Below are 1200 nucleotides of genomic sequence, written 5' to 3' on the forward strand. Positions count from 1 at the left end.
TCATGGGACTCCTTAAATAGCTAGTGAGACAGTGGGGCGGCTGTCGGCTTACCGCAGTCCGCTGGACTGTATTCCCGAAAGCATGGAGACCTTCAGACGATAGACGTCAGACGGTCAGACAGCAGACGTACGGTATTCCCGAAAGCAAGAAGGTTCAGGCGCCTGCAGGGCGGACCTTTTCCTCCACCCTTCTACTCAACCTGCTGCCGAAAGGCGGTCCCAACCTGCGGCGTCAGCCGCGCCCCTGTTCGCCCAAAGGGCGAACCTTCTTCCCTCTCTGAACAAGGGGCCGCTTTGCGGCCCCTTGTTGCTGAAATGGGCAAAAACAAGTACAATAGACAAAGAGACTCACATCACTTAAGGAGGCGCACCCATGATTACACCAATGGATATTCATAACAAAACCTTTTCCAAAGGGCTTCGTGGCTACAGCGAAGAAGAGGTCAATGATTTTCTCCGGCAGATCGTAGCGGACTACGAGCAGATTTACCGGGAACATCGGGAAATGGAAGAGCAGATGGACCAGATGAAAAACAAGCTGGCCAACTATGAAAAAATTTCCGAAACCATGACCAATACCCTGCAGCTGGCAAAGGATACGGCGGAGAACGTGAAGAAAAACGCCAAGCGGAATGCGGAAATCCTCATCGCCAATGCCCATGCGGAAGGAAACCGGCAGATCCGGGAAGCGGAAGAATCCCGCCGCCGTCTGGTGGAAAACATGATTCGCACCGAAGGAAATATGAAGACCTATGTGGGTAAAATCAGAAAGGACCTGCAGCTGGCCCTGGCAGCCATCGACGCCCTGGACCGCATGGAAGCGCCCAAAGTAGCAGGCTTCCCGCCGGTGGAGGAAAAGAAAGAAGAACCGGCGGCCGAAGAAACGCCGGCGGCCGAAGAAACGCCAAAGCCTGAAGAAACGGAAACGGCAGAAACAGTGGAAACTGCGGAAACCGCAGAAGTTCCTGAAACAGAGGAAAAGGCGGAAGCAGAAGAAGCTCCGGCAGAGGAAACAGAAGAAAAGAAAGAATAAGAGCAATGAAAAAAGGGGCTGTGAAAAAATGATTTACATTTTTTCACAGCCCCTTTTGTATACATAAATTTTCACGGAAATTGGCCAAATGACAGTCTGCTTCCTGCCTCTACGTCGTTTCGAGAGATGCTGCATGTAGTTATGGATGATAATGCTTTTTGTTCTAT

At 51.2% G+C, this 1200-nt stretch carries 1 protein-coding gene; it reads left to right on the forward strand.

Going from position 1 to position 1200, the window contains the following annotated elements; translation table 11 throughout:
* The first annotated feature begins 373 nt into the window (after positions 1-373).
* Positions 374-1033, forward strand: a complete 660-nt coding sequence (locus B2Y11_RS04900; protein ID WP_291056896.1) for a DivIVA domain-containing protein — start codon at positions 374-376, stop codon at positions 1031-1033.
* Positions 1034-1200: the final 167 nt, after the last annotated feature.

The sequence above is a fragment of the Dialister sp. UBA1703 genome (genome assembly GCA_002320515.1).
GTDB lineage: Bacteria > Bacillota > Negativicutes > Veillonellales > Dialisteraceae > Dialister.

Bases quoted from the DNA above. Each gene is read 5' to 3' on its own strand.
- B2Y11_RS04900 (WP_291056896.1), top strand. From the start codon at position 374: ATGATTACACCAATGGATATTCATAACAAAACCTTTTCCAAAGGGCTT.